This is a genomic window from Nonomuraea sp. NPDC049607, from assembly GCF_040675375.1.
Taxonomy (GTDB): Bacteria; Actinomycetota; Actinomycetes; order Streptosporangiales; family Streptosporangiaceae; genus Nonomuraea.
The window spans coordinates 378,129-404,888 of sequence record NZ_JBFAOV010000001.1 but is presented as its reverse complement, the minus strand read 5'-3'; the positions used below and the strand labels follow the sequence as shown (position 1 = coordinate 404,888).

The 26,760-nt window shown below is 71.0% G+C and carries 27 protein-coding genes and 1 riboswitch; of the genes, 17 read left to right on the top strand and 10 right to left on the bottom strand.

All coding sequences use genetic code 11. The annotated features are described in order from the left end of the window. Nucleotides 1–176: 176 nt before the first annotated feature. Nucleotides 177–1,256, top strand: a complete 1,080-nt coding sequence (gene pdhA / locus AB0J97_RS02050; RefSeq protein ID WP_357693134.1) for a pyruvate dehydrogenase (acetyl-transferring) E1 component subunit alpha — start codon at nt 177–179, stop codon at nt 1,254–1,256. On the opposite strand, the gene AB0J97_RS02045 is transcribed toward pdhA, so the two are convergent. Together AB0J97_RS02045 and AB0J97_RS02040 are read right to left on the bottom strand one after the other, a co-directional pair. Next, the gene (locus AB0J97_RS02045; protein WP_357693132.1) at nt 1,226–2,272 is read right to left on the bottom strand and encodes a hemolysin family protein; all 1,047 of its coding nucleotides are present in this window, start codon (nt 2,270–2,272) and stop codon (nt 1,226–1,228) included. The genes pdhA and AB0J97_RS02045 overlap by 31 nt on opposite strands. Then, a complete protein-coding gene (locus AB0J97_RS02040; protein ID WP_364083345.1) occupies nt 2,269–3,615 on the bottom strand; it encodes a hemolysin family protein in 1,347 nt (448 codons plus the stop codon). Before AB0J97_RS02040 ends, AB0J97_RS02045 begins: the two co-directional genes overlap by 4 nt. A gap of 244 nt (nt 3,616–3,859) precedes the next feature. Here AB0J97_RS02040 and AB0J97_RS02035 point away from each other — a divergent pair, with 244 nt between their 5' ends. Continuing rightward, the gene (locus AB0J97_RS02035; RefSeq protein WP_364083342.1) at nt 3,860–5,116 is read left to right on the top strand and encodes an LCP family protein; all 1,257 of its coding nucleotides are present in this window, start codon (nt 3,860–3,862) and stop codon (nt 5,114–5,116) included. A 46-nt stretch (nt 5,117–5,162) separates the two neighbouring features. Here the strand turns inward: AB0J97_RS02035 and AB0J97_RS02030 are convergent, their stop codons facing one another. Continuing rightward, nucleotides 5,163–5,810, bottom strand: a complete 648-nt coding sequence (locus tag AB0J97_RS02030) for a GPP34 family phosphoprotein (RefSeq protein WP_364083339.1) — start codon at nt 5,808–5,810, stop codon at nt 5,163–5,165. 22 nt (nt 5,811–5,832) lie between these two features. Between AB0J97_RS02030 and AB0J97_RS02025 the strand changes: the two genes are divergently transcribed. The 4 genes from AB0J97_RS02025 (at nt 5,833) to AB0J97_RS02010 (ending at nt 9,239) form a co-directional block, all read left to right on the top strand. Beyond that, nucleotides 5,833–6,438 (top strand): TenA family protein, encoded by a 606-nt coding sequence (locus AB0J97_RS02025; RefSeq protein WP_364083336.1) that lies wholly within the window; start codon nt 5,833–5,835, stop codon nt 6,436–6,438. Nucleotides 6,439–6,475: 37 nt separating this feature from the next. Beyond that, a complete protein-coding gene (locus AB0J97_RS02020) occupies nt 6,476–7,354 on the top strand; it encodes a DNA-formamidopyrimidine glycosylase family protein (RefSeq protein ID WP_357693122.1) in 879 nt (292 codons plus the stop codon). Nucleotides 7,355–7,380: 26 nt separating this feature from the next. Further along, the gene (locus AB0J97_RS02015; RefSeq protein WP_357693120.1) at nt 7,381–7,704 is read left to right on the top strand and encodes a rhodanese-like domain-containing protein; all 324 of its coding nucleotides are present in this window, start codon (nt 7,381–7,383) and stop codon (nt 7,702–7,704) included. Nucleotides 7,705–7,755: 51 nt separating this feature from the next. Next, nucleotides 7,756–7,869, top strand: a riboswitch (TPP riboswitch). Continuing rightward, complete coding sequence (locus tag AB0J97_RS02010) at nt 7,860–9,239, top strand: cytosine permease (protein ID WP_364083331.1); 1,380 nt, start codon at nt 7,860–7,862, stop codon at nt 9,237–9,239. Its footprint overlaps the riboswitch before it by 10 nt. On the opposite strand, the gene AB0J97_RS02005 is transcribed toward AB0J97_RS02010, so the two are convergent. Continuing rightward, entirely contained in the window at nt 9,225–9,797 is a 573-nt protein-coding gene (locus AB0J97_RS02005; protein WP_357693116.1) for a methylated-DNA--[protein]-cysteine S-methyltransferase, read from the bottom strand. The genes AB0J97_RS02010 and AB0J97_RS02005 overlap by 15 nt on opposite strands. 95 nt (nt 9,798–9,892) lie before the next feature. Here AB0J97_RS02005 and AB0J97_RS02000 point away from each other — a divergent pair, with 95 nt between their 5' ends. Beyond that, the gene (locus tag AB0J97_RS02000; protein ID WP_364083328.1) at nt 9,893–11,761 is read left to right on the top strand and encodes a PAS domain-containing sensor histidine kinase; all 1,869 of its coding nucleotides are present in this window, start codon (nt 9,893–9,895) and stop codon (nt 11,759–11,761) included. Nucleotides 11,762–11,912: 151 nt separating this feature from the next. Next, nucleotides 11,913–12,338 (top strand): ATP-binding protein, encoded by a 426-nt coding sequence (locus AB0J97_RS01995; protein ID WP_357693112.1) that lies wholly within the window; start codon nt 11,913–11,915, stop codon nt 12,336–12,338. On the opposite strand, the gene AB0J97_RS01990 is transcribed toward AB0J97_RS01995, so the two are convergent. The 3 genes from AB0J97_RS01990 to AB0J97_RS01980 all read right to left on the bottom strand — a co-directional run bounded on the left by AB0J97_RS01990 (nt 12,335) and on the right by AB0J97_RS01980 (nt 13,419). Next, nucleotides 12,335–12,976 carry a YidC/Oxa1 family membrane protein insertase gene (locus AB0J97_RS01990; RefSeq protein WP_364083325.1) on the bottom strand — a complete coding sequence of 214 codons (642 nt, stop codon included), beginning with the start codon at nt 12,974–12,976 and terminating at the stop codon, nt 12,335–12,337. The genes AB0J97_RS01995 and AB0J97_RS01990 overlap by 4 nt on opposite strands. A 72-nt stretch (nt 12,977–13,048) precedes the next feature. Then, nucleotides 13,049–13,249 (bottom strand): DUF6412 domain-containing protein, encoded by a 201-nt coding sequence (locus tag AB0J97_RS01985; protein WP_364083322.1) that lies wholly within the window; start codon nt 13,247–13,249, stop codon nt 13,049–13,051. Continuing rightward, entirely contained in the window at nt 13,246–13,419 is a 174-nt protein-coding gene (locus AB0J97_RS01980; RefSeq protein ID WP_357693107.1) for a hypothetical protein, read from the bottom strand. The genes AB0J97_RS01985 and AB0J97_RS01980 overlap by 4 nt, the downstream gene beginning before the upstream one ends. A gap of 94 nt (nt 13,420–13,513) precedes the next feature. Here AB0J97_RS01980 and AB0J97_RS01975 point away from each other — a divergent pair, with 94 nt between their 5' ends. Continuing rightward, nucleotides 13,514–14,212, top strand: coding sequence for a response regulator transcription factor (locus tag AB0J97_RS01975; RefSeq protein WP_364083319.1), 699 nt, complete (start codon nt 13,514–13,516; stop codon nt 14,210–14,212). Beyond that, nucleotides 14,209–15,360, top strand: coding sequence for a HAMP domain-containing sensor histidine kinase (locus AB0J97_RS01970; RefSeq protein ID WP_364083316.1), 1,152 nt, complete (start codon nt 14,209–14,211; stop codon nt 15,358–15,360). Before AB0J97_RS01975 ends, AB0J97_RS01970 begins: the two co-directional genes overlap by 4 nt. A gap of 81 nt (nt 15,361–15,441) precedes the next feature. On the opposite strand, the gene AB0J97_RS01965 is transcribed toward AB0J97_RS01970, so the two are convergent. Then, nucleotides 15,442–15,855: a hypothetical protein gene (locus AB0J97_RS01965; protein ID WP_357693101.1), complete on the bottom strand. Its 414-nt coding sequence runs from the start codon at nt 15,853–15,855 to the stop codon at nt 15,442–15,444. A gap of 172 nt (nt 15,856–16,027) precedes the next feature. Here AB0J97_RS01965 and AB0J97_RS01960 point away from each other — a divergent pair, with 172 nt between their 5' ends. From AB0J97_RS01960 to mptB, 3 genes are all read left to right on the top strand, one after another. Further along, entirely contained in the window at nt 16,028–16,375 is a 348-nt protein-coding gene (locus AB0J97_RS01960; protein WP_357693099.1) for an STAS domain-containing protein, read from the top strand. Continuing rightward, nucleotides 16,372–17,103, top strand: coding sequence for a glycosyltransferase (locus AB0J97_RS01955; protein WP_364083312.1), 732 nt, complete (start codon nt 16,372–16,374; stop codon nt 17,101–17,103). Before AB0J97_RS01960 ends, AB0J97_RS01955 begins: the two co-directional genes overlap by 4 nt. A 122-nt stretch (nt 17,104–17,225) precedes the next feature. After that, nucleotides 17,226–18,848: a polyprenol phosphomannose-dependent alpha 1,6 mannosyltransferase MptB gene (mptB, locus tag AB0J97_RS01950; RefSeq protein WP_364083309.1), complete on the top strand. Its 1,623-nt coding sequence runs from the start codon at nt 17,226–17,228 to the stop codon at nt 18,846–18,848. Here the strand turns inward: mptB and AB0J97_RS01945 are convergent. Beyond that, the gene (locus AB0J97_RS01945) at nt 18,733–20,907 is read right to left on the bottom strand and encodes a hypothetical protein (protein WP_364083307.1); all 2,175 of its coding nucleotides are present in this window, start codon (nt 20,905–20,907) and stop codon (nt 18,733–18,735) included. The two genes, mptB and AB0J97_RS01945, sit on opposite strands and share 116 nt — an antisense overlap. 396 nt (nt 20,908–21,303) lie before the next feature. Here AB0J97_RS01945 and AB0J97_RS01940 point away from each other — a divergent pair, with 396 nt between their 5' ends. The 4 genes from AB0J97_RS01940 to serS all read left to right on the top strand — a co-directional run bounded on the left by AB0J97_RS01940 (nt 21,304) and on the right by serS (nt 25,294). Beyond that, nucleotides 21,304–22,494 carry a glycosyltransferase 87 family protein gene (locus tag AB0J97_RS01940; RefSeq protein WP_364083304.1) on the top strand — a complete coding sequence of 397 codons (1,191 nt, stop codon included), beginning with the start codon at nt 21,304–21,306 and terminating at the stop codon, nt 22,492–22,494. A 22-nt stretch (nt 22,495–22,516) separates the two neighbouring features. Next, nucleotides 22,517–22,939 (top strand): DUF4446 family protein, encoded by a 423-nt coding sequence (locus AB0J97_RS01935; RefSeq protein ID WP_357693089.1) that lies wholly within the window; start codon nt 22,517–22,519, stop codon nt 22,937–22,939. Between the two features lie 73 nt (nt 22,940–23,012). Then, the gene (pheA, locus tag AB0J97_RS01930; protein WP_364083299.1) at nt 23,013–23,933 is read left to right on the top strand and encodes a prephenate dehydratase; all 921 of its coding nucleotides are present in this window, start codon (nt 23,013–23,015) and stop codon (nt 23,931–23,933) included. 98 nt (nt 23,934–24,031) lie between these two features. Then, nucleotides 24,032–25,294 carry a serine--tRNA ligase gene (gene serS, locus AB0J97_RS01925; RefSeq protein ID WP_357693085.1) on the top strand — a complete coding sequence of 421 codons (1,263 nt, stop codon included), beginning with the start codon at nt 24,032–24,034 and terminating at the stop codon, nt 25,292–25,294. On the opposite strand, the gene AB0J97_RS01920 is transcribed toward serS, so the two are convergent. Beyond that, nucleotides 25,258–26,625 (bottom strand): hypothetical protein, encoded by a 1,368-nt coding sequence (locus AB0J97_RS01920; RefSeq protein WP_364083296.1) that lies wholly within the window; start codon nt 26,623–26,625, stop codon nt 25,258–25,260. The genes serS and AB0J97_RS01920 overlap by 37 nt on opposite strands. Between the last annotated feature and the right edge of the window lie 135 nt (nt 26,626–26,760).

The window sequence follows — 26,760 nt, the reverse complement described above, 5'->3', positions numbered from 1 at the left end:
TCCTGTGGTTTCTTTCTTGTGACGTGGCTCAAACGACTTTAGATCGGGGTCCTTGCAGGGGGCTTTCGCGTGGCTTGCGTGATTTAGGTCACATTGGTTTGGTGGGCGGGTTCGGGTGATCCTGGGGGCTACGGCAAACTGTGGCCGCTGGGTTCCGTTCAGGGGGGTTGCCGCTCATGGATGACTCGATGGTTCAGTTGCTCACGCCCTCCGGCGAGCGCGTGGAGCATCCGGAATATCCGTTGCTTATCTCGGATGATGAGATTCGCAGTCTTTATCGGGATCTCGTGATCGTCCGGCGGATCGACTCCGAGGCCGTCGCGCTCGCGCGGCAGGGAGAGCTGGGGCTGTGGACGTCCCTGCTCGGTCAGGAGGCCGCCCAGGTCGGTTCCGGGCGCGCCGTCGGCGATCTGGACGCCGTCTTCCCCTCGTACCGGGAGCACGGGGTCGCCTACTGCCGCGGGATGGACCCGCTCGACGTGGTCGCCATGTGGCGGGGCGTCAACCACGGCGGCTGGGACCCGGCCCGGCACAACTTCTTCCTCTACACGATCGTGATCGGGACCCAGGCGCTGCACGCCACCGGATACGCGATGGGCATGCAGCGCGACGGCGTCATCGGCACCGACAAGGCCGGGGCGACCATCGCCTACTTCGGCGACGGCGCCACGTCCCAGGGCGACGTGAACGAGGCGTTCGTCTTCGCGGGGGCCTGCCACGCGCCGATCGTGTTCTTCTGCCAGAACAACCAGTGGGCCATCTCCGAGCCGCAGGAACGCCAGTCGCGCATCCCGCTGTACCGCAGGGCCGAGGGCTTCGGCTTCCCCGGCGTCCGGGTCGACGGGAACGACGTGCTGGCCTGCCTCGCGGTCACCCGCAAGGCGCTGGCGGACGCGCGGTCAGGGCAGGGGCCCACGCTCGTCGAGGCGTTCACGTACCGGATGGGGGCGCACACCACCTCCGACGACCCCACCCGCTACCGGGCCAAGGACGACGTGGAGGCATGGCGGCGGCGCGACCCCATCGAGCGGGTCAGGGCGTACCTGACCGCGGCCGGCACCGGGGAGGACTTCTTCGACGAGGTCGAGGCCGACGCCGCCAAGATCGGGGCCGAGCTGCGGAGGCGCTGCCTCGAACTGCCCGACCCCGTCCCTTCTGCGATGTTCGAGCACGTCTACGCCGAGCCGCACGCGCTGATCGAGTCCGAGCGGGCCCAGCACGCCGCCTACCTCGACGGGTTCGCCGCCGGGGAGTAGGCGCGCGAGGCGGCCTTGGTGTCCAGGAGCTCGCCCAGCAGGTCCGTGAGGCTCACCATGCCGATGACCGCGCCGCCCTGGCCGGTGACCAGCGCCAGGTGCGCACGGGCTTCCTGAAGGGCCGTCACAGCCTCGGGGACCTGTGTGACGCAGGCGAGCCTCGGCAGCGGCCTGGCCAGTTCCCCGGCCGTCAGCGTGGGCTGCAGGAGGGCGTCGCGGGCGTGCAGGACGCCCTCGATCCCGGCGGGGCCGCCCACCAGCAGCCGCAGGTGGCCACTGCCCGCCGCCCTGGCCCTGATCTGGGCCGCTCCGGCGGTCGGGAGCACCTTGACGGCCCGGTCGATCGGGACCATCAGGCGCTCGATGCCCTCGGCCTGGAGCCGCAGCGCGCGGGTGAGCAGGTCGTGCTCCTCGCGGTCGAGCAGGCCCATCCGGCCCGACTCGCCCACCAGCATGGCGAGCTGCCGGGGAGTGCGGGTGGTGGCCAGCTCGTCACGCGGCTGCACGCCGAACAGCCGCAGTATGAGGTTGGTCAGCGCGTTCAGCGACGACAGCAGCGGGCGCATGAGCTGCGTGAACCCGCGGAACGGCAGCGTCAGGACCAGCGCCGCCCGCTCGGGGTGCGTCAGCGCCCACGACTTGGGCGCCATCTCGCCCACCACCATGTGCAGGAACGTCACCAGCGCCAGCGCGATCGTCAACGCGATCGGCATGCGCAACGACTCCGGCACGCCGACGGCCGCGAAGGCCGGCTCCAGGAAGTGCTCGATGGCGGGCTCGGTGACCTGGCCCAGGCCCAGCGTGCACAGCGTGATGCCGAGCTGCGCGCCGGCCAGCATGAGCGAGAGCTGACGCCCGCCGCCCACGGCCGACTTGGCCGCGACCCTGACCAGGCGGTTGCCGCCCGAGGCCATCTCCTCAAGGCGGTGCCGCCTGGCGGAGACGAACGCGAACTCGGCGGCCACGAACAGCGCGTTGAAGAACAGCAGCGCGAGGCTGATGAGGATCATCGTCATCGGGACGCCTCCGCGTGCTGCACGGGCGCGAGCCGCACCCATTCGGGGACCCGGCGGTTGAGCGACATGACGGTCAGCTCCGCCAGGTGCTCGGCCGCGTCGTCGGCGAACGGGTCGGTGTCCCCCTCGATCGGGACGGTCACCACGTCGCCGGGGTCGGGCATCCGGCCCAGCCTGGCCAGCACCAGGCCGGCGAGGGTGTCGTAGTCGTCGCTCTCCGGCAGCGCGACGCCGGTCGCGCGCTCGACCTCGTCGAGCCTGAGCCAGCCGGGCACCTCCCAGACGCCGCCGGGACGCTCGACGGCGCCCGCCGGCTCGGGGTCGTTCTCGTCGACGAGCTCGCCGACCAGCTCCTCGGCCAGGTCCTCGACGGTCAGCACGCCGGCCAGGCCGCCGTACTCGTCGATGACGCAGACGATGTCGTCGTTGGCCGCGCGCATCCGGTCGAGCACGGCCGGCAGCGGCAACGAGTCGGGCACCAGCAGCGCGGGACGGGTGACGCTGCCGACCAGGCCCTCGTCCAGGCCGGACTCCAGCAGTTCGCGCACGCCCGTCACGCCCACCACGTCGCCGTCGTCCCCGACCACGGGGTAGCGGGAGTGGCCGCGTTCGCGCATGACCTCAAGCAGGTCGGAGATGGGCTGGGAGTCGCGCAGCGCCACCACGCGGGGGCGCGGCACCATGATCTCCTCGGCGTTGTGGTCGCCGAACTCCAGGGCGCGCTCCAGCAGCTCCGAAAGCCTCGGGGGCAGCTCGCCCGCCTGGGTCGACTCCTCGATGATCCGGGACAGCTCCTCCGGGGTCGCGCCGTGCTCGACCTCCTCGACCGGCTCGATGCCGACGCGGCGCAGCAGCCCGGTGGCGGCGGAGTCGAACAGCTTGACGACCGGCCCCACGACCGCCAGGTAGACCAGCGTGGACCCGGCCAGGAACTTGGCCACGGTCTCGGGCCTGGCGATGCCGAGGTTCTTCGGCGCCAGCTCGCCGAGCACCATCTGCACCACGGTCGCCACGAACACACCGGCGGCCACGGACAGTCCCGTGATCGCGGCGTCGGGCAGGCCCGTGGTGCCGAGCCAGGGCCGTACCAGGACGGCGATGGCGGGCTCGGCCAGGAAACCGACGAGCAGGGCCGTGACGGTGATGCCGAGCTGGGCGCCCGAGAGCATGAACGAGAGCCGGGAGGTCACCTGCAGTGCCTTTTCGGCTGCGGGGTCACCGGCGGCGGCCTGCTCGCGCAGGAGACCCCGGTCGGCGGCGACGAAGGCGAACTCCTGGGCGACGAAGTAGCCGGTGGCGGCGGTGAGGAGGAAAAGGGCCAGCAGGCCGAGATAGGCGCTCACCAGAGTGAGCCCTCAGAGGAACCCGTGCCGAGGCACGGGCCAAGACTCCACGAGTCCGGAGCGGACACGATCATCCCTTCGATAGAGGTCGTCCATAACGCTAACGACGCAGTCCGCGTCTATGTTTCCGCAGTGACTCTCCGCTAGTTCTGTGTACTTGTCCGTGGGAGAAACTTGGTGAGATGTCTTCACTGCAAGGGGGTTGGACGTAGCGTCTATGGCAAATCGAAGGGAAGAAGGCGAAGTGTCTGAGGACGACCGTACGCGGGCCATGCGCTCGCCGGGCGACGGCCGCCCGCTGCCACCGAGGCCCGGCGACGGTCCCCGCTCCGGTGGCGCACCCGCCCACCAGGTTCCGCCGGGCGTGCCGAACGCGCCCACCCACAAGCTGCCCGCCTACTCCGACGAGCAGCAGTCCCCGCCGCCTCCCAGTTCGGGCGGCAAGGTCTACGGGCGGGAGCGCGCCGGGAACAGCCCGGTCAAACCGCTCAGGTCGTCGGACGAGCCCGCGCCGGAGGGGCCGCGCGGACCCAGAAGGCCACGGGTGCGCGGCAGGACCGTGCTGAAGATCGTCGCCGGCCTGGTCGCGCTGCTCCTGGTGGCGGCCGTGGGCCTGTTCTTCTGGGTCGACTCCAGACTGGCGGGCATCGACGGCGTGCTCGACGAGTACGAGGGCCGTCCCGCCGACACACCCGGCACCAACTGGCTGCTGGTCGGCTCCGACAGCCGCAAGGGCCTGACCGCGGCCCAGCGCAAGAAGCTGGCCACCGGGCGCGCGGTCGGGCAGCGCACCGACTCGATGATGCTGCTGCACATCTCCGACAACGGCGACAAGCCCACCCTGGTCAGCCTGCCGCGCGACTCGGCCGTGACCATCCCGGGGCGGGGGCGCGACAAGCTCAACGCGGCGTACGCGTCCGGCGGGCCGAAGCTGCTGGTGCGCACGGTCGAGACCGTCACCGGCGTGCACGTCGACAACTACATGGAGATCGGCTTCGCCGGGTTCGTGGGCATCGTGGACGCCGTCGGCGGCGTCGAGATCAACGTCCGGGCCGACGTCGACGACCCCAAGGCCGGGCTCAAGCTGAAGAAGGGCAAGCAGGTGCTCAACGGCTCCCAGGCCCTCGGCTACGTGCGCACCCGCAAGGGCGGCGCGCTGCCGGACTTCGAGCGCACCAAGCGGCAGCGGCAGTTCCTCGGCGCGGTGGTGAAGAAGGCCGCCAGCCCCGGTGTGCTGATCAACCCGTTCACGTCGATCCCGCTGGCCATGAGCGCCACGGACGCCGTCGAGGTGGACTCGAGCACGGGCGCGTTCGACATGCTCTCGCTGGGGCTGGCCATGGGCGACAGCCCGGTCACGACCGTGGTGCCGTTCGGCGGGAACGAGATCGTCGCGGGCGGCGGCGCGGCGGTCAAGTGGGACCGGCTCAAGGCGCTGGCCCTCTTCGACGCCCTGAAGGCCGACAAGCCGGTGCCGAAGGAGATCGTGGACGCGGGCTGACCCGTCCCCTGAGGCGCGCTCCCGGCGCGCCTCACAGGACTGCGGATCAGCTCGTGGCGGCGACGGTCGCGGCGGTGGTGGTGGTGAGGATGACGGCCGCCGTGATGGCGCTGATCGTCTTGGCGACCGCCTGGCCGGCCCACTCGCCCTCGGCGATCTCCTTGACGCGCCCGCGGTCGGCGCCGGGGAACGCCTTGAGGTCGAGCTTCGCCGCGTACATGATCGCGATCAGGGTGGCCGTGCGCTGGTCGGGCTCGGCGCCGGCGAGGACGGCCGTCACGCGTTCGCGCACGTCGGCCTCCACCTGAGGGTCGGACTCCGGCCAGCGGGTGGTCGGGAAGATCCCCAGGACCTTCCTGCGCTCCTCGGCCAGCACGCCCGACTCGGCGAGCCTGGTGAGCAGCCGCCAGCGCAGCTTGCCCGACTGCAACCGCTGCACCCACCACGCGGGCTTCCTGGCCTTGCCGTCCTCGGCCATGCGTGCGAGGGCGGCGTCGAGCTCCTCGTCGCCCAGCGGGGCCGGGTCCTTGACCGTCACCTTGTCGTCGGCCAGTTCCACGCGGCCCGCGGCGGCCAGCTCGGCGAGGATCGCGCCGCCGAGCGCGGGGTCGAGCTGGATGCCCCCGATGAGCTGCCTGCCTTCCTCCTCGCTGTAGGCGAGCAGGAGGAGTTCTTCGGCGATCGTCACGGTCATGCCTCGACACTAACCTCCCAGCATGAGCATCTCGGAAAAACTTCACGCGATCGGACGTCCGCTGCTCCAGGCGCAGCTCGACCATCCCACGGTGGCCGGGATCGGGCGTGGCGACCTGCCGGAGCCGGTCTTCCGGTCCTGGCTGGAGCAGGACTACCTGTACCTGCTCGACTACGTGCGGGTGTTCTCCAGGCTGGCCTGGCAGGCGCCGGACGGGCATCTGGGGGACCTGGTGGATCTGGCGCACGCGACGTACCACGACGAGTTGCGCCTGCATCGGTCGTTGTCGGCGGAGTTCGGGGCCGACCTGGACAACGCGGTGAAGGGGCCGGCGTGTGTGGCGTACACGGCGTTCCTGTTGGAGGCGGCGGGGTCTTATGGGGAGGGGCTGGCCGCGCTTTATCCGTGCATGTGGGGATATTCGAGTCTTGGGAAGATCCTTGCGGAGAACCCGCCCGCCGAGCCGCGTTACCGGGCCTGGGTGGACACGTACGCCGATCCCGGTTTCGCGGCGCTGACCGTACGGATCGGGCAGATGATCGACGAGGCCGACCCCGACCCCGTACGGGCGGAGGCGCTGTTCGCCGAGGGCATGGCCCACGAACTCGCCTTCTGGGACGTGCCGTAGTCGCGTGACGGCCCGGCGCGCGCCATACCCTGGTGGCATGCCGGAACTTCCCGAAGTGGAGTCGCTCACCCACTTCCTGCGCGAGCGGGCGGTCGGCCGTTCGATCGCGGGCGTGGACGTCGTCGCCTTCCAGGCGCTCAAGACGTTCGACCCGCCGGTCACCGCGCTCGGCGGGCTCACCGTCACGGGCGTGTCGAGGCACGGCAAGTTCCTCGACCTCGACTGCGACGGCCTGCACCTGATCATCCACCTGGCCCGCGCCGGCTGGCTGCGCTGGCGTGACGACCTGTCCGGCGCGCGGCCGGTGCGGCCGGGCAAGGGGCCGCTGGCCGTACGCGTACGGCTGGCGCCCGACGACGACGGCCTGGCCCCCGGGTTCGAGCTGACCGAGGCCGGCACGCAGAAGCGGCTGGCCGTCTACGTCACCGACAAGCCGGAGGACGTCCCGGGCGTCGCCGCCCTGGGCCCCGACCCGCTCGACGACGCCTTCACCGTCGAGGCGCTCAAGCGCATCGTGGGCGGCAACCGTGCCCAGATCAAGGGCCTGCTGCGCGACCAGAAGGTGATCGCCGGCATCGGCAACGCCTACTCCGACGAGGTACTGCACGCCGCCAGGATGTCGCCGTTCAAGATCGCGGCGACGCTGACCGACGCGCAGATCGCCGACCTGCACGAGGCCATCGTGACGACGTTGCACGACGCCGTCGAGCGGGCGCACGGGCTGGCGGCCAAGGACCTCAAGGCGGAGAAGAAGTCCGGGCTGCGCGTGCACAACCGGGCGGGCCAGCCGTGCGACGTGTGCGGCGACACGATCCGCGAGGTGTCGTTCGCCGACTCCTCGCTCCAGTACTGCCCGACCTGCCAGACGGGCGGCAGGCCGCTGGCCGACCGGCGGATGTCGCGCCTGCTCAAGTAGGGTCCCGGGCGCGGGATGATGGAAGCATGACCGTTCCAGAGATCGAGGCCACCGCCGTTCCCGACGACGCCTACCTGCTCGACGTCCGCGAACAGGACGAATGGCTCGCCGGCCACGCCCCCGAGGCCGTGCACATCCCCATGTCGCAGATCCAGGGCCGCGTCGAGGAGGTGCCCGCCGACCGCACCGTCTACGTGGTGTGCCGGGTGGGCGGCCGGTCGATGCAGGTCACGGCGTGGCTCAACCAGCTCGGGCGCGACGCCGTCAACGTGGGCGGCGGCATGCAGTCGTGGGAGTTCGCCCGCCGTCCGATGGTCAGCGAGACCGGACAGCAGCCGTTCGTGGCCTGAATGCCCCACTGTGGCGGTTCTGCCGCCATTGAGGCATGATGAGGGCGCCAACTGCATAGTCGCGGGAGCTCGGGGTGCCGGGCTGAGAGGGCAGCAACACAGCCGCTGCCGACCGCCTGAACCTGTCCGGGTAATGCCGGCGTAGGGAGTGTGCGATGACGCATGTCGTCGACGAAGTACCGCTGACCCTTGACGGCGCGCCCCCCAAGACCCTCGGCGTCCTCGACCAGGGCGCGCTCTGGGCCAACCTCGGCGTCAGCCTCCTCGGTTTCTCCGGGGCGCTCATCCTGATCGACCCGCTGGGCGGCGCGCCGCTCAGCCTCGTGGCCGCGCTCACGGCCGCCGTGGTCGGCAGCCTCATCGGCACCGCCATGGTGGGCCTGTCGGCCATTCCCGGCACGCAGACCGGGCGGCCGGCGATGGTGCTGCTGCGCGGGCTGTTCGGGGCGAAGATGTCGTACGTCCCGTCCGTGCTGAACATCGTGCAGATGCTCGGCTGGGGGGCCTTCGAGCTCTGGGTGATCGCCAAGGCCGCGAACGCCATCTTCGGGGACGTCCCGTACCAAATGTGGGTCGTGGTGGCGGGCGTGCTGACCACCGCGCTGGCCGTCTGGCCGCTCGGGTCGATCAGGCTGCTGCGCCGGTACGTGACCATCGGCGTGATCGTGTCGCTGATCTGGTTCACCGTGTCGTTCCTGGGCGAGGCGCCGACGTACACGGGCGGGTCGTGGACGGCCTTCGCCCCGGCCGTCGACTACGTGATCGCCCTGTCGGTGTCGTGGGTGCCGATGGCCGCCGACTTCGCCAGGCACTCGCGCTCCAGCCGGGCCGCCTTCACCGGCGTCGTCGGCGGCTACACCGTCGCCCAGGTGGCCTGCCTGGCCCTCGGCGTGTACGCGGTGGCCATCGCGGGCGCCCAGGCGGTCCAGGCCGACGGCATGGTCGTGTTCCAGCCGTTCGTCGTGGCGCCGCTGGGCGCGCTGTTCTTCGGCATCCTGGTGCTGCGCGAGACCGACCAGTCCTTCGCCAACGTCTACTCCACCACCGTCTCGCTCCAGAACCTCATGCCGAAGGTCGACCGGCGGGTCGTCTCCACCGCGATCGGCGTGCTCACCACCGCGATCGCCCTGGTCGTGGACGTCACCTCCTACGGCGCGTTCCTCGGCGTGATCGGCGCGGTGTTCGTGCCGATGTTCGCGGTGCTGGCCGTCGACTACTTCGTGCTCGGCGGCGCCGCCCGCTGGAACACCGCCGAGGACGCGCCTTCGCGCTGGCTGATGCTGCTGCCGTGGGCGCTCGGCTTCGCCGCCTACTGGTTCACCACCTCGACGCCCACCGTCGCCGGCTGGGACGACTTCTGGGCGGCCGCCCGCGACGCGGTCGGCTTCACACGGGAGACGTGGATGAACGGCGCGCTCGGCGGCGCGCTCGTCGCCGCCCTGGTGACCCTGCTGATCGGTGGGCTGACCGGTGGGCTGACCGGTGGGCTGACCGGTGGGCTCACCAGGGGCCTGCGCCGGTCAGCGGGCCGTTGAGACGCGGCGCTCGACGTTGAGCAGGTGCTGCTTGGCGGCCACGCCTCCGGCGTAGTCGCCGAGCTCGCCGTCCTCACGGACCACCCGATGGGAGGGCACGATCACGCAGACGGGGTTGGCGCCGACCGCGTTGCCGACCGCGCGCAGCGCGCGCGGCCGTCCGATGCTCGCGCCGATCTCCTCGTACGTCGTGGTCGTGCCGTAGGGGACGGCCATGGTCTTCTGCAGCACGCTACGGGCGAACGGCGTGGCCAGCGCGAGGTCGACCGGCGTGGCGAACGTGCGCAGCCGCCCGGAGAAGTACGCGTCGAGCTCCCGGCGCACCGGGTCGAGACGGCGGGCGTCGGGCCCGATGAACGTGCCGACCTCCTTGGCCACCCGCTCGTACACGACGTTCTCGGACTCGAAACTGCAGGCCGCGATGCCTTTCCCGGTGACCGCCAGGACCAGCCTGCCCACGGCGCCGTCGTAGGTGCCGAACGCGATGTGCGGCGGGCCCTCGCCCTTGTAGGTGTTGGAGGTCACTCTCAGCAGGGCATCGAGGTCGCTGCTCGACATGCCTCTCACCCGTTTCAGCCACCGGAATCTTCGTGAGCGCAGCGTATCGGACGGATCGCCCGTCAGACCCACCACGCCACGTGCACTATGGAGGTGTGGGGGACACATGGGTCGGCAGTGACGAGGAGATCGCTCGCGCTGTGCTCGCCGGTTCCCCCAACGCCGTGGTGGCGCTCGACCGCGACCAGAGCGTGCTGGTCTGGAACGCGGCGGCCGAGCAGCTGTTCGGCTGGACGGCCGCCGAGATGCTGGGGCGCCGGGCGCCGATCGTCCCCGACGAGCTGACCGCCGAGCACAACGCGGTGCTGGAGCGCGTACGGACCGGGGGGCAGGTGTCGTTGCGCACCAAGCGCGTCCACAAGGACGGCGGCGCGCTCGACCTGCGGGTGGACATCAACGCCCTGCGCCTGGGCAACTCCGTGGTCGGCTACGTCTGCGTCCACCATCCCGCCCGGGCCGACGAGGTGGCCGGGCTGCGCATGGAACGCCGGGCCAGGCTGGTGCGCCGGCTCACCGACGTGGTCGGCGACATCAACTCCGAGCTGGAGCTGCCGGCCGTGCTCGACCGGATCTCGGCCAGCCTGACCGAGCTGACGGGCGCGGACGCGGGCGGCTTCGTGCTGATCGAGGGGGAGCGGCTGCGGCTGGTCAGCACATACCGGCTGCCGGAGACGCTCAGGGGCACCACCACCGGCCTGCGGACGAGCCTGGTGGACAAGCTCTTACGCACGGGCAAGACCGTGATGCTGGAGTCCCACGGGCTCGACGACCTGGTGTGGGCCAGGCTCAACGGGCTGCACACGATCGCGCTCGGCCTGGCCGCGGTCGGCGGACGCCCCTACGGCGCCCTCTACGCGCTGTTCGCCGGGGCCGCCCCCGGGCACCTGGAGCTGGAGCTCCTCGAACTGCTGGCCGGGCACGCCGGCATCGCGGTCGGCAACGCGGTGGCCTACCAGGAGGCGGTACGGCAGCGGGCGCACGAGCGGGCCGTGTTCGACGCCAGCGCCGACGGCATCGCCGTGCTGGACGACGCCGGCCGGGTCGTGCGCTGGAACCCCGCCGCGGCCGAGCTGACCGCCTTCCCGGCCGACGTCGTGATCGGCGGGCCGCCGCCGTTCCCGCTGCCCAGCCCCGGGGAGAAGCTGACGTTCCAGATGGAGAACGGCCGGTGGCTGGACGTGGTGAGCGCGAAGATCGAGGAGACCGGCGAGGTCGTCATCGACTTCCGCGACGTCACCCAGGCCAAGGAGCTGGAGGAGGCCAAGGACCTCTTCCTGGCCACGACCAGCCACGAGCTGCGTACGCCGATCACGATCGTGCGGGGGTTCGCCAGCACGCTCGACGCGCGCTGGGACAAGATGAGCGACTCCGAACGGCGCTCGGCCGTGCACACGATCGCCGAGCGGGCCGGCTCGCTGGGTCAGCTCATGGACCATCTCCTGCTGGGGGCCAGGGCGGGCGCGGACGAGCTGGCGGTGCGGATCGAGGCGTTCGACCTCGCCGCCCGCATCCACGCGGCCACGCTCGGCCTTCCCGTGTTGTCCGACCGCCACCGCGTCGAGGTCCGCATCCCGGACGGATTGCCCCCGGTGCTGGGCGACGCCCTGGCAACCGACATCGTTTTGGGGCAATTGCTGGAGAACGCGTTTAAATATTCCCCAATGGGTGGATTGATCTGTGTTGAAGCTTGGTCCGAGGGCGACGACGTGGTCGTAGTGGTGGATGACGAGGGGGTCGGAATCTCACCGCCTGACCGCGAACGGATCTTTGAGCGCTTCGTCCAGGTGGACAGCGGGGACCGGAGGCGCTTTGGTGGAGTGGGGCTCGGGCTCTATATCGTGCGCAGTCTGGCCAGGGCGCAGGGGGGAGAAGTGAGTGCTCAACCGAGGTCCGGAGGGGGTACGAGGATGCGGTTGGTGCTGAGGCGCGCTTCCACTATCCGATCCGACACACCGATGCGGTAACGAGGTGGTCACAGTTGAGCTGATCTATCGTCCAATGTGTACAAGCTGTGATCGAGATGCGGTTTCTGCGATTGGCTAACGGGGCATTTCGGTCGTACCGGGGAGTGTTCCCGCGGGGGGCACAGGGAACGGGGAGGTGGGTGTGTCAAGCGTGGTGCTGCTGCCGTACGCGCCGTCCAGCGTCGCCGTCGCCCGCCAGCGTCTGAGCACTGACCTGCAGGATTGTGGGGTCTACACCGCCGCGATCGACGATGCCGTGCTGGTGGTGAGCGAGTTGCTGAGCAACGCGCTGCGGCACGCGCATCCGCTGCCTTCAGGCATGGTGAGGGTCGCCTGGATGCGTAGCGACGATCACATCGAGGTGGCGGTGAGCGACGGGGGTGCGGCGACAGAGCCGCGGGCGGGCCGCCCGACCCTGTCTTCGCTCGGGGGCCGGGGGCTGGGAATCGTCGAATACGTGGCTGAGAGCTGGGGGGTTCGTCACGACGGGGACACGACGACCGTGTGGGCCATCCTGCCCGCACCCAACGGCGCGTCGGTGAACGGGCAGGTCGCGGCCCTGAAGGAGGCCGGTTAGGCGGCCCTGGCCGCGAGCACGGCCCGTTCGGTGACGGCCCAAGCCGTGGAGACCAGGAGGTACAGGCCGCCCGCCAGGGGGAGTACGAGCGCGGCCAGCGCCGAGCCGTACGGAAGCAGCGGCATGACCTTCCGCAGCAGCTCCGGCTGGTCCTCCGAGACCTTGATCGAGCGTGCCGACAGCCATGCCAGCAGCACGAGCCCCGCGATCACGACGACGAAGACCGAAACCGGCCAACTGATCAGACCGAAATTGGCCACCACGCCGGCGATCTGCTGCCCCAGCGGAGCTCCGAACAGCGTGTGCCCGGCCAGCGCGGTCGGATGCGTGGCCACCCTGAACATCAGCCACATGAACGGCAATTGCGCCAGCATCGGCAAGATCCCCGCGAACGGCGACGTGCCTTCCCGGGCGTACAGCGCGGTCAGCTCCTTGGACAACCGCTCGGGATCGCGTCCGTGACGCTTCTGCAGCTCCCGCAGCTCCGGCGCGAGCCGCTGCTTGACCCGGTTGGTACGCGCCTGGCGGACGTTGAGCGGCAGCAGGACCAGGCGTACGGCGAGGGTGAACAGCACGATGGCGAGCGCGGCGTGACCCCCGGACACGCCGATGACGAACGTGACAAGTGAATCGATCATGAGCCCTTCAGACATGACGACGGATCAGGGCTCACGTGTGATGAGCCCCGCTTGACCGGAAGCGGGGCTCGGCTAAGGCGCTCGTGGACGCGGGCGTCCGGCCGCGTCGGGATCGCGCAGCCGCTGGAAGGCCGTGCGGCGCGCGTAGGTCAGCGGGAAGCCGGAGTGCTCACCGCCGAGTGCGGGCAGCAACGTGGCTGCCCACGTGGCCAGCAGGAGGATCGCCATCATGGTGATCCCCACCAGCCACGGATCGAACAGGAACGACGTCACTGTGACGAACGGGACTTACCGACGATGGTGACCGCGATGAAGACGATCAGTGCGACCACACCGACGATCAGGACGAGCTTGAACAGACCTGCCAGCAGGGGCAGAACGAAGGTGAACAGCACGAAGAGACCGAGGATGGCCCCTAAAACGAGCATGACGACTCTACTCATGAGGCCACCGTACGTCCTCCGAGGATGATCCGCGAGGCTTACGAACCTGTGACGTACATGTCCCCTACGTGGGGCTCAGCCGTACGGTGAGACGGTGAACACCCGCATCCTGGTGGTCGACGACGATCCGACCGTGTCCGAGGTCGTGGCGCGCTATCTGGAGCGCGACGGGCACGAGGTCGAGTGCGTGGGCGACGGCGCCGAGGCGTTGCGCAGGGCGCTGGCCGATCCGCCCGACCTCATGGTGCTCGACCTGATGCTGCCCAGGATCGACGGCCTCCAGGTGTGCAGGAAGCTCAGGGAGCGGTGGCCGGTCCCGGTGATCATGCTGACCGCGCTCGGCGAGGAGATCGACCGGGTGGTCGGCCTGGAGACCGGGGCCGACGACTACGTGACGAAGCCGTTCAGCCCGCGGGAACTGGCGTTGCGCGTCCAGTCGGTGCTGCGCCGGGCGCGGGGGGCGTCCGTCACGGCCGGGACCGGCGTGCTGCGCGACGGCGATCTCGTCGTCGACGTCGGGGCCCACGAGGTGCTGCTGGGCGGCCATCGGGTGCTGCTGACGGCCAGGGAGTTCGACCTGCTGGCCTACCTCATGCGCAACCCGCGGCAGGCGTTCAGCCGGTCGGCGCTGCTCGACCAGGTGTGGGGCTGGTCGTTCGGCGACTCCTCGACCGTGACCGTGCACGTGCGGCGGTTACGGGAGAAGATCGAGGCGGACCCGACGCAGCCGCGGCGGATCGTCACGGTCTGGGGCGTCGGATACCGGTACGAGCCACTGGAGATCGCGCGGTGACACCCGCCGAGCCGTGTCTGCTGGAGACGTGCCCGGAGGTCGTGGTGTCCGTGAGCGAGCTGCCCATGGTGGTGGCCGTCTCGGCGGTGCTGGGGCTGCTGGTCGCGGCGGCCGGCGTGTGGGCGATGGGACGGCTGCGGACCAGGTCGATCGGGGTGATGCTGGCCGTCGTCGTGGTGGTCGCCGTGGCGGCGACGCTGGCGGGCGTGGTCGCGATCACCATGAAGATGATCATCGAGGGCGCGGTCAAGGACTTCGTGCTCAGCGTCGTCGCTGTGGGCGGCCTGGTGGGGCTCGGGGTGGCGTTCGTGCTGGCCAGGCGGGTGGTGGGCGAGAGCAGGCGGCTGGTGGCGGCCGTGCGGGAGGTGCCGTTCAGGGCGCCGCAGGGCTTGCCGGCCGAGCTCCAGGAGATCGCCGGCACCCTTGAGGAGGCGTACGCGCGGGAACGCGCCCTGGAGGGCGCGCGCCGGGAGCTGGTCGCCTGGGTGAGCCACGACCTGCGCACGCCGCTCGCCGGCCTGCGGGCCATGGCCGAGGCCCTGGAGGACGAGGTGGTGGCCGACCCCGCGACGGTCACGCGCTACCACGCCCAGATCAAGCTGGAGGTCGAACGGCTCTCGGCCATGGTGGACGACCTGTTCGAGCTGTCGCGGATCCACGCGGGCGCGTTGCGGCTCTCGCGGGCCAGGATCGGGCTCGCCGACCTCGTGGCCGACACGCTGGCCGGGGTCGAGCCGCTGGCCAGGGCCAAGGGGGTGGTGCTCACGGCGGAGGCGGCGGGGGCCGTGCCCGTGGAGGTCGACGCGGCCGCACTGGGCCGGGCCCTGCGGAACCTGGTCGTCAACGCCGTCCGGCACACGCCCTCTGACCGGGCCGTGGTGCTGCGGGCCGCGGTGGACGGGCAGGGGATGGCCTGTCTGTCGGTGGCCGACGGTTGCGGGGGGATTCCCGAGGAGGATCTGCCTCGGGTGTTCGAGGTGGCGTTCCGGGGGGAGGCCGCGCGTACGCCCACCGCCGACGGCGGCGCCGGGCTCGGGCTGGCGATCGCCCAGGGGATCGTCGAGGCGCACGATGGGATGATCGGGGTGGTCAACGAAGGGCCGGGGTGCCGGTTCGAGATCCGCCTGCCCCTGGTGCCCGGAAGTTGACGTTCCCGCACGGTGTCCTGCCTCGATCTTCCGCTTGTGGCTCCGCTCCTCGATCGTGGGCTGCCCCGTCTGGCTGCGGGGTCAGGCGGGTTCGGGGAGCGCCGTGTCGCGATGGCCGAACGACTCTGACATCGCCCGGAATGTCGGGCAGGGCCAGCGCCACATGCAGCTCCGGCACCGCAGGATCGGGTTGGCGGTGTCGCTCGTGATGCCACCCGCGTCGCGCGGCTGGTGCAGGTCGAGCAGCCGTAGCCCGAGCTCGGCGAACCTGAGCAGGTCGGCGCGTGAGCCGGCCAGGAAGTCGAGGTCTTCGCTCGCCAGCCTGGTGCGGATCGGGACGTAGCCCTCGTGGTTCAGCAGCCCGCGCAGGCGCGCCGCTTCGTCATGCCATGACGTGGCCTTTTCTGTACGGATGAGGATGGTCTCCAGACGCTCCCGGAGCCCCTGACGCTGTGGATCTTCAGGTTTCTCTGCATTCATCGATACGAGGCCCATGGGGCGGGCCCCAGCCCCTCCTTCTCCGTGAAGCGTTGCCGGTTCCGGTGTCACGCTGTCAAGCTTCGCGTACTCTCCGTTTTGATGGAGCCCAAACGGAGGACAAAAACCTGTCGTTCCCCTCTCGGCGTGACAACGTGACCGGAAGCCTCCGCGCCGCTAGCCTGCCCATGTGGAGCTCAAGGTCTCGACTCGATCACATGCCGGGTGCGCACTCGTTGCCATCACCGGAGAAATCGACCTCTATACGGCGCCTCACCTGCAGGCCGAGTTCACTCGGCTGCTGCAGGACGGGCCCAGCCGGGTGGTCATCGACATGTCCGCCGTGGATTTCTGCGACTCCACGGGGATGAACGTGCTGCTCTCGGCGCTCAAGCGCATGAAAGAGCGGGGAGGCGTGCTGGAGGTGGCCGCGCCGCGTCCGGCCGTCCGCAAGATCCTGCAGGTCACGGGGCTCGTCTCGGTGTTCACCGTGCATGACGAGCTGCCGCAGGAGTTCCTCATCACCGAGGGATCATGACGCAGGCTGACACGGCTGTCGTCATTCCCGCGGTGAACGAGGGCGACCGCATCGCGGCCACCGTCGCCGCCGCGGCCGGCCTGCCCGGTGTCGATCTCGTCGTGGTCGTCGACGACGGCTCGACGGACCGCACCGGCAAGGTGGCGCGGGCGGCGGGGGCGCGGGTGGTCCGCCACAGCCGCAACCGGGGAAAGGCCGCGGCCATGGAGACGGGTGCGGAGGCCGTACGCCTCCTCGACGAGGACCGTACCCCTCGCCACCTGCTCTTCCTCGACGCCGACCTGGGTGACACGGCGCGCGCCGCGGCGCCGCTGGTGGAGCCTGTGCGCGAGGGCAAGGCCGACATGACGATCGCGGTGTTCGGCACGCGGGTGAAGCTCGGCGGCCACGGCTTAGTCGTGCGCGTGTCCAGAGACGGCATCCGTCGCGCCACCGGCTTCGAGGCCGCCCAGCCGCTCAACGGCCAGCGCTGCCTGACCAGAGCCGCCTTCGAGGCCGCGCGGCCGCTGGCGCACGGGTTCGGTGTGGAGACGGCGCTGACGATCGACCTGTTGCGCAAGGGGTTCAGGGTCGTCGAGGTCGAGGTGGAGATGTCCCACCGGGCCACCGGCAACGACTGGCGCGCCCAGTTGCACCGGGCCCGGCAGCTGCGGGATGTGGCGCTGGCTCTGGCGAGTCGCGAGCCGGTGGTCGTGGAAAACCTTGGCAAACTTCTTCCGAAGCGCTGATTTCGGGCTCCGGGTTATCCACAGGCGTGGATGATCTGGGGCTGGGGTCGTCATGAGTGTGCTGGAATTTGCGGGTGACTTCGGAGAGACGCCGCGAACAGGCACAAGCGCGACCCTTCTGGGTGAGATCGCTGCGTCTTCCGTGGTCCGGCGGCACGACGACCATGTCCGGCCTCCTCGCCGACGGCGACGGGCGCCGGTTCTCGCCGGTCCCGATGGCCCGGATGTCCGGCGCGGGTGAGTGGGCCGCCGCGCCTCGGCGGGATCGGCCGGTCGGCGCGGTCCGGGAGCGGCTGGCGTTCCCCGGGCTGATGATGATCGCGGTCTCGGTGCTGCTGACGATCACGATCGGGCTGCTCGGGCCCTCTCCCATGGTTCCCGCGCTGGGCGGGCCGGGGTGGCAGCCGCCGTACTCGCTGGCGGCCGGGCCTGATCCGTATGCGGTGATCGTGCTGGCCGCTGCGGCCGTGGTCATCGGCGGGCTCGGGTTGCTGGCGGCGCTGGCGGCCGGTCCGCGTCCTGTGCCGAGCCCCCGGCTCCTGGTGCTTCTCGGGTGTCTCGCCGCGGGGGTGCTCGCGTTCCTGCCCCCTTCGGGTTCCGGCGACCATCTCAACTACGCCGCATATGGCCGGATGGTCACGTTGGGGGTGAACCCCTACACGCACGGCGCCGACGACCTGCCGGGTGATCCGATCGCCGACGCCGTCGAGCGTCCCTGGCGCGAGGAGCCCAGCGTCTACGGGCCCGTCGCCACCGCTCTCCAGGCGCTGGCGAGCTGGGTCGGCGGCGACTCGCTCCGGCTGACCATCTTCGTGCTGGCGGTGTTCAACGTCGCGGCCTTCGTCGTCACGGCGCTGCTGATCGACCGGTTCACCAGGCACGACCCCGCCCGCCGGACGCGTGCCGCCTTGTTGTGGGCGGTCAATCCGCTGCTGCTCTACCACCTGGTCGCGGGCATGCACGCCGACACCCTCGCGATCGCCTGCATGGTGGCCGCGTTGCTGGCCAGGGCGCATCCGGTGAGGTCGGGGGTGCTGCTCGGGCTCGGGGTGGCGACGAAGCTCAACGCGGGGCTGGTGGCGCTGGGGCCCGCGTGGGAGCTGCGCCGCCGTCCGGGGCGGCTGGCCGTCATGGCGGTGAGCGCGCTGGCCGTGGTGGTCGTCGGCTACACGATCGTCGGGCCCGAGGCGATCGCGCCGGTGACGACGACCAGCAAGGCGATCTCGCACGCCTCGTTCTGGAAGCTGGTGCAGGGGTGGCTCTGGGCCCTGGTCGCCCCCGGGAGCGCGTACCGGGGGGAGATCCAGGTCGGCGCGCTGGTGGTGCTCGCCCTCGTCGCCTGGCCGTTGCTCCGGCTGGCGTCCCGGCGGGCCTCGGCCGGTCAGGGCGCGGCGGCTGCCGGGGGGTTGCAGGCGCCCGTCGTGGCGGCGGCGCTGGTCGTGGCCTACCTGTTCGCCACGCCGTACATCCTGCCCTGGTACGACGGGCTGGCGTTCGGGATGCTGGCCCTGGTGGGCGCCTCGGCCGTCGACGGGTTCATGGTCGCCCACCTGCTGGTCCTGTCCCTGGCCTACCTGCCCGCCCGGGTGGACGGGCAGCCGCCGGGCGTCGAATGGCTCAGCGGCGTCCTCAGGCCTCAGATCGCGTGGGCGCTGCTGGCGTTGACCGTCCTGCTGGTGGTGTGGGCGTGGCGAGCTGGAGGGCCCGTACGCAGGCCGCGAGCGTCAGCGGCACCGCCACCGTGAGCGCCATGGCCGGGATGGCGATGCCCGAGTCGTTCATGAGGAAGCCCAGGAAGGCGCAGGTGAGCGTCCCGAGCAGGCCGGCCCTGAGCGGCGGAGCCAGCGCGTACGCCTGACCGAGCGCCGAGGCGCCCCACCGCGACGGACGGGCCAGCACCAGGAACAGGAACGCCAGCGCGACCAGCGAGAGAAGGGTCAGCGGCCAGTTGCCCACGGTCACGCCGATCATGGCCCCGAACTTGCGTCCGACGACGGTCCACGCCTGGCCGTCGATGATCTGCTGCACGAAGGCGCCGAGGTGGGTCCGCCTGTCCGCGGGGCGCATCCAGTCGACGAACGAGATGGCGGCGATCAGCGCGACCGCGACCGCTCCGACGAGGAGTAGTTTCAGCACCGACACGCGCCTGCCGGACAGCAGGATGAGAAAGACCGCCACCCCGATCACGAACGCCGGAACGCCGCCGAAGTCCGCACCCCACGAGGGTGAGCCGTCCGCGAAGACGGCGAACGCGCCGTACAGGCCGCACAGCGCCACCACGATCGTCCGGGAGACGCCCCTGCCGAGCAGCCAATGTGCCACGCCGGCCAGGCCGAGGATCGTGCCGGTGGCGTAGACGGCGAAGGCGATGTTGCTGAAGCCGTAGAACCGTCCTCCGGTGACGGGTTCGTAGCCGGTTACGGCGTTCACCTGGAGTGCTGAGCCGGTCATCACGTCGATGAGGAGGGCGAGCGAGGTGACGGCGGCGACCACGGTGAGCGGGCCGAGCACGTGCGTACGCCAGGGGCCGGCGAAGGCGAGGGCGGTGATCAGCGCGGCGATGGCCAGGATCGTCATGATCACCGAGACCATCGGCATCGGCAGGCTCCACCACGGCACGAGCTGGGCCAGGAAGGTGGAGACGGCGACGGCGCCGCTGACGGTCGCCACCACCTGGATGGCCGCCAGCAGCTTCGAGGCGTCGGCCGGCTCGCCGTCCGTTTGAGGGGCCGAGTGGTCCTTCGCCGGGGGCGCGTGGCCGTCGGTGGACGGCGTGCTCTTCCCGGCGCGGGTGGAGCGGCGGCGGCGGAGCGCCAGGGCGGCGAGGGCGTAGAAGATCAGCTGGACGGTGACCAGGACGGTGAAGAAGGGCCCGCGCACGTCGCGGAGCACCTGGCTGGCCAGATCGCCGTCGGCGAGCCGCGTCACCGTGGCGGCGGCCGGGTCGGGGGCGTTGCCGTCGGGCTGCCAGGCGCGGCCGACCACGTCGCGGGGGGCGGTCAGGCCCAGGAGCTGGATTGCGGTGGCGGTGAGGTCGGTGATGGTGACCAGGGCGTCCTGGCGGGTGGAGGAGGCCGTGAGGTAGCCCTGCGGGTACGGCTGCCCGGTCGGGGACGGTCCCGTGGCGATGGCCGCGTGGAGGTGGGCGTTGGGGCTGACGTCGGAGGTCCCGGCGAGCAGGAGGGTGGTGTTCGGGGGCAGCTTGCCGATCAGGGCGGCGATCTGCTGGTCCGCCCGGGTCGCGGCGGCTTGGCGTTCGGCGGCCGGGAGGGAGCCCGGGACGCCGGCCTCGTCGGGCACGCCCTTGGTCCAGGCGGTGGCGAGGTCGGCGGCCTCGAAGACGATCAGGTTGTAGGGGGTCAGGTCGTTCAGGCCGTCGAGGGTGGGGGTGTATTTAGTGATTTTTCCGGCTTTGTCGGCGGCGGCGAGGGCGGCACCGGGGCCGATCGCCGCCACCTTGCCCCCGCCGTCGGTCACCAACTGGCCCAGCGTGCCCAACTGGGCCGCGTAGCCGGTGTCGGCCTGGAAGGCCACCAGGTCCCGCCAGTTGGGGACGGTGGCGCCTTCGCCGGCGGGCTGGGGGGCCGCCGGGGAGGGGCATCCTCGGCCCGGGGCGCCGGCGCGCTGGCCTGCGGAGATGGTCAGCCAGCCGGCGATGGGACAGGTGATGCCGCGGTCCGGGGGCGGGACGGCGCGGGTGGACAGCGATGCCGAGCTGCCCTGGGTGACGAGCTTCCACAGGGTAGGGGTGCCCGACTGGCTGAAGTCGCTCCACTGCAGGCCGGGAACCCCGACCAGCGCCACCCGCCGACCCTCCGGACCGGTTGGGACGTGCATGCCGCCTGCGGCCGTTGCGGTGGCTGGGCCGTCCAAGCTGCCTGAGGTCGTTGCGGCGGTGGCCGGGCCGGGGAGGAGGACGGTTGCGAGCAGGAGGCCGAGGATCACGGTGACGAGCGGGCGGCCTGCGCGAGGTCCCACCGTCCCGAACCGCCGCCGGCGGGCGGGGACATCCGAAGTCGGACGAAGGCGCGGCAGAAAGCCGGGGGCGGGGGCGTCCGAGGTCGGGGCGAGGGGTGGCAGAGGGTGGGGCGTGGGGCGTACGCGGGGCTCTTGGTGCTCGGCCCCGAGCGTGGCGTAAGGCATGTACGGAACCCCCAGTGTCTGCGCCCTCGATGAACAGCCACGGTAACGTGCCACATCGTGACAAGAGGCGAGGTGCGGGTGATCCGGCGGCAGTGGTGGGCGTGGGTCGTCGTGGCGCTCGTCGTCGCGGCGGCGGCGGCGCCCCTGGTGCACACGTGGCTGACCAACCCGGACGACCAGCGGCTCGTCGACCTCGACGTCTACCGTACCGGCGGCCAGATGCTGCTCGACGGCCGTCCGGTGTACGACTTCTTCACGCCCGCGCCCCAGCTGCTGCCCTTCACCTATCCGCCCGTCGCGGCGATGCTGGCCGTGGCGCTGGCCGAGATGTCCTGGGGCACCGCCCAATGGGTGTGGACGGCCGGGATCTTCGTGGCGCTGGCCGTCACCGTCTGGTTCGCCTTCCGGCAGGCTCTGCGGGCCTACGTGCCGTGGGTGTTCGCGCTGCTCATGGTGGCCTGCACGTACCTGATGCCGATCCGCGACCAGGTGCGGTTCGGTCAGGTGGACATCCTGCTGGTCGCCCTGTGCCTGGTGGACTGCGTGGCGCGGCGGCCCTGGCTGCCCCGGGGGTTCCTGGTCGGGCTGGCCACGGCCGTCAAGCTGACGCCGGGCGTCTTCCTGATCTACTTCCTGGTCACCAAGCAGTGGCGGCCGTTCTTCATGGCGGCGTTCGTGGCGGCGGTGCTGACGTTGCTGCCGTTCGTGGTGATCCCGCAGGACGCGTCCGCCTTCTGGTTCTCGGCGCTGCTCGATCCGGAGCGGCTGGGGGCGAACACGGCCACCACGAACCAGTCGATCCGGGGCATGCTGCTGCGGCTGTACATGCCGGATTCGCTGACGTTCGTGATCTGGGCCGTGATCGTGGCGGCCGTGGCCTGGTACGGGTTCCGGGCGGCGCGGGCGGCGTACCAGGCGAAGGACGAGCTGACGGCGGTCGCGCTCACGTCGCTGATGGCGGTGCTGCTCTCGCCCGTCGCCTGGATCCACCATCTGGCCTGGGTGGTCGTGGTGCTCGGGGCGATCGTCGGCGACGGGCGCGATCCGGTCAGGCTGCGGGTGGCCGCGGGCGTCTGGCTGTTCTACGTGGTTCCCGTGCCGTGGTGGGGGGTCTCGCTGATCGCCGCCAAGATCCCGGGGGTGAGCCTGGTGCTCGGGAAGATCGTCCAGGACGGGTTCGGGCTCGGGGCGCTGGTCCTGGTCTGGTTGCTGGCGTCCTGGTTGCCCAAACGGCGGCAATTGGCTTGACCGAAGTATTACCCTCTGTGGCGTGCTCATTACCGCGTGGGTAGTCGTGGGTCTCGTGGCCGGGGTGAGTGGCGTGTTCATCGGCTACATGGGGCTCAGGCAGGCGAGGTCCGCCGTCGACGACTGCCTGCGCAGGGTGGCCAGGCAGACGAGCGAGGGCGCCGGCGATCTCAAGGCCATCAGGGACGTGGCCGTGTGCCGCTACGACGCGCTCGCCGAGATGAGCGGCAGGCTCTCGTTCTCGGTGGCCATGATCAACGGGCTGGGCGACGGCATCGTCCTGACCTCGATCAACGGCACCAGCGAGACGCGCACGTACGTGCGGCCGGTGGTGGGCGGCAAGGGGCAGCAGCCGCTGTCGCCGGAGGAGGAGCAGGCGGTCCGGGCGGCCCGGCTGGGGCTGGGGCCGCTGGTCCCGCCGCGGATGCTCAAGAGCTCACACTGAGTGTCCGGACGGGTGCCGTACGCGGTCGGCGAAAGGACGGCGTGCTGCGGCCACCTGCGGATACTCTGGATGCATGCCCAGACTCGCCTATCTCGGACCGGAAGGGACCTTCACCGAAGAGGCCCTGAGGCTCCTCGACCCCGCCGCCGAGCGCCTGCCGTGCGCCACGGTCAGCGCGGCGCTCAACGCTGCCCGTTCCGGTGACGCCGACGGCGCCGTCGTGCCGCTGGAGAACTCGATCGAGGGCGCGATCACCACGACACTCGATGAGTTCGCCTGGGGCGAGCCGCTGACGATCACGGCCGAGCTGCTGCTCCCGGTCCAGTTCTCGCTGCTGGCCAGGCCCGACACCGAGATCGTGCACATCAAGCGGGTCTACACGCACCCCGCGGCCATCACGCAGTGCCGCGCCTACATCGCCCGCGAGCTGCCCGACGCCGTGGTGGTCGCCGCGCCCTCGACGGCGGCCGCGGCCCAGGAGGTCTCGCTGCCCGGCTCGCCGTACGACGCGGCCATCGCCGCGCGCATCGCCGGCGAGCACTACGGGCTGGTCCCGCTGGCCGGCGACATCGGCGACCGGTCCGACACGGTGACCAGGTTCGTCAAGGTGAGCCGTCCGGGGCCGCTGCCCGAGGCGACCGGGTCCGACCGCACCACGCTGGTGGTCTTCCTCGCCGACGACCACCCGGGCGCGCTGCTGGAGATGCTGACCGAGTTCTCCGTGCGCGGGGTCAACCTGACCCGCATCGAGTCGCGGCCGACGGGCGACGGCATCGGGCGCTACTTCTTCCACTTCGACTTCGAGGGGCACATCGCCGACGCGCGGGTGGGCGAGGCCGTCTCCGGCCTTCACCGGATCTGCGGCGAGGTGCGCTTCCTCGGCAGCTACCCCCGCGCCGACGGGGTCGCGCCGCAGATCAAGAGGGGCACGGCCGACACCGAGTTCGCCGGGGCCGCCGACTGGCTGGCCCGCATCCGGTCCGGGCAGGTCTGACCCGCCTGGGGGTGCGTTCAGGCGGGCCGTCCGGCTTCCGAGCGGCGTGCCGGGGAATCCGGGGGCGGGTCGGGGGCGCGCGCCGGTAGCCTTTCCTTGTGATTGACCTGCGTACCCTTCGTGAGGATCCCGACCGGCTACGGGCGTCGCAGCGTGCCCGCGGTGAGGACGACTCCGTCGTCGCAACGCTGCTCGACCTCGATGAGCGTCACCGATCCGCGCTGACCTCGTTCGAGTCGATGCGCGCTGAGCAAAAGAGCATGGGCAAGTCGGTCTCCAAGGCGCAGGGCGAGGAGAAGGCCGCGCTGCTCCAGCGGGCCAAGGACCTCGCGAGCCAGGTCAAGGCCGCCGAGGCCGAGGCGGAGAAGCTGGCCGCCGAGCTCGACGAGCTCATGCAGACGGTGCCCAACATCGTCGAGGAGGGCGCCCCTCCCGGCGGCGAGGACGACTATGTCGTCCTGGAGACGTCCGGCACGCCGCGCGAGTTCGACTTCGAGCCGAAGGACCACCTGGAGCTGGGCGAGGCGCTCGGCGCGATCGACATGGAGCGCGGCGCCAAGGTGTCCGGCTCGCGGTTCTTCTTCCTCAAGGGCGTCGGCGCCCGGCTCCAGCTCGGCCTGCTCAACATGGCGATGCAGCAGGCGATCGAGGCCGGGTTCACGCCGATGATCACGCCGGTGCTGGTCAAGCCGGAGACCATGCAGGGCACCGGCTTCCACGTCGCCCACGACAAGGAGATCTACCGCCTGCCCGAGGACGACCTCTACCTGGTCGGCACCTCCGAGGTGGCGCTGGCCGGCTACCACGCCAACGAGATCGTGAGCGGCGACGAGCTGCCGCTGCGCTACGCCGGCTGGTCGTCGTGCTTCCGGCGCGAGGCCGGCTCGTACGGCAAGGACACCCGGGGCATCATCAGGGTCCACCAGTTCGACAAGGTGGAGATGTTCTCCTACGTCCGTCCCGAGGACGCGCACGAGGAGCACCAGCGGCTGCTGGCCTGGGAGAAGGAGATGCTCGCCAAGATCGAGGTCCCCTACCGGATCATCGACACGGCGGCGGGCGATCTCGGCATGTCGGCGGCGCGCAAGTTCGACTGCGAGGCCTGGATCCCGACCCAGGGTCGCTACCGCGAGCTGACCTCGACCTCCAACTGCACCGAGTTCCAGTCCCGCAGGCTCGCCGTCCGTTATCGGGACAAGGACGGCAAGCCTCAGCATCTGGCCACGCTCAACGGCACGCTGGCCACCACCCGGTGGATCGTGGCGATCCTGGAGAACCACCAGCAGGCCGACGGCTCGGTGGTGGTTCCCAAGGCACTGCGTCCCTACGTGGGGCTCGACGTGCTGGAGCCGTCCAAGTAGGGGTGGCGGCGGGCGTCGATCGCGATGACGGCGGCGCCCGCCACCACGACCAGGCAGGTCAGCACGGCCGCCAGCGCGGCGGCGGTGCCATGGGTCTCGGGCGTGCCGATCGCCCAGCCGCGGAAGGGCAGGTAGACGGCCGCGTGGACCAGCGGCGCGGCCACCACGCCGACCGTCGCGCTCACCGCCCGCGGCTTTCCGTCCCAGGCGAACATGACGCATGCCACCCCGGACGCCAGCGCCACCGACCAGCCGAACAAGCCGGTGAGGTTGACGAGCAGCACCTTGTGGGTCTCGCTGTCCAGCGCGGCGTACATGGCCAGCGCGCCGATCACCCCTGATCCCGCGAACCAGCCCTGGCGCCTGCGCATCCCGGCGCCGACGCCGCCGAGCAGCATGCACACGGCCAGGAAGAGCGCGATGTTCCGTTCGGGCGTGAGGTCCACCTCGTCGGCCTGCACGGCGTCGGCGCTGTAGGACCAGCCGAGGCGGCGCCAGGCGCCCGACACGTCCCGGACGAGGATGCCGGCCACGCCGTTGGCGACGACCACGACGTGCCCTCCCGGCCTAGCCTGCACCGCCAGGTCGTAGGACCTGAGCGAGCTCTCGTCCACGTCGTACTGCCTGGCCAGCCGGTCCTGGGCGCCGGGGGACGGCGGCCAGGAGGGCTGCCAGGTCCGGCCGCCGTCGTCGGACTGGTCCACGCCCAGGCGGTCCTGGCGGACGCGGTAGCAGCGGGTCACGTGGCCGGGGACGCACTGGGCGCTGATCGGCGTCCGCGTCGAGGCCGGGGCCGTGCCGTCGGTCCAGGTGGTCCCGCCGTCGTCGGAGAGGCGGGAGTCATGTATGGCGGCGGTCGTCCGTACGACGATCTTGCCCGAAGCGGTCACGTCCACGGACACGGCCTCAAGCGGCGAGACGGGCGCGGCCGTGGCGGTCACGGCCAGGAGGGCCAGGGGCACGGTGACCAGGATCCGCCGGCGTGGGGAGTCCGTGGTGGCGCTGCGCCGCCGTACCCACCAGGCCAGGGCGAGGGCGGGCAGGGCGATCAGGTCCGTGGGGTCGGCCAGGACGCGCGAGGGCCCGGCGACGAGGCTCCAGGCTTGGGAGGCGAGCTCGGCGCCCGTCCCGGTGGTCTTCACGAACGTGAACAGCAGGCCGGTCAGGACGGTGGCCGCCAGGTCGGCGCGGCGTCCGAGGAGCAGTGCCGCCAGGGCGGGGGCGACCACGAGTCCGGCCAGGTCACTGAGCTTGCCGGTGAGGAAGCCCGGCCAGAGCGGTTTGAGAAGGTGGTCGTTGACCAAGAGCACGATGACCCCGGTGATGGTCACGGGGTGACATAACCACGCGTACCTCATATACGGGTGGATGGCGGAGAGTGGCGGGAAGTTGAGCCTTCCGCAAGGCCGTGACTGACTTGTGAGGCTTCCCGGTCACGGCAGGAGTTTTCCACAGGGTGACGCGCA